The sequence below is a fragment of the Pseudoduganella rivuli genome (assembly GCF_009674485.1).
Taxonomy (GTDB): domain Bacteria; phylum Pseudomonadota; class Gammaproteobacteria; order Burkholderiales; family Burkholderiaceae_D; genus Rugamonas; species Rugamonas rivuli_B.
On sequence record NZ_WKJJ01000072.1, the window covers coordinates 1 to 387 of the forward strand.

Consider the following 387-nt stretch of genomic DNA (forward strand, 5'->3'; position numbering starts at 1 on the left):
AAGAACGGTACTACTTTTATCTAAACCTCAGGGCTTACATAAAAGCAGTTTGGTGGAGGATGACGGGATCGAACCGACGACCCCCTGCTTGCAAAGCAGGTGCTCTCCCAGCTGAGCTAATCCCCCTTCGGTATTGCTTCAGCATTTGGTAACTGGTAGGGCTGGTTGGGCTCGAACCAACGACCCCCGCGTTATCAACACGGTGCTCTAACCAGCTGAGCTACAGCCCCAACATGCTTTTCGTTCTTCTTTAGAACAGTCGATAAGTGTGAGTATTAGGCGGACAGCCTACTCTAGAAAGGAGGTGATCCAGCCGCACCTTCCGATACGGCTACCTTGTTACGACTTCACCCCAGTCACGAATCCTACCGTGGTAAGCGCCCTCCT

At 52.2% G+C, this 387-nt stretch carries 2 tRNA genes and 1 rRNA gene; all 3 read right to left on the reverse strand.

Annotation, left to right across the window (positions count from 1 at the left end):
• Positions 1–50: 50 nt before the first annotated feature.
• Positions 51–126, reverse strand: a tRNA-Ala gene (locus tag GJ700_RS34745).
• A 27-nt stretch (positions 127–153) separates the two neighbouring features.
• Positions 154–230 (reverse strand) — tRNA-Ile (locus GJ700_RS34750).
• A gap of 67 nt (positions 231–297) precedes the next feature.
• Positions 298–387: ribosomal RNA gene (locus GJ700_RS34755) — 16S ribosomal RNA — on the reverse strand; the annotation flags it as partial.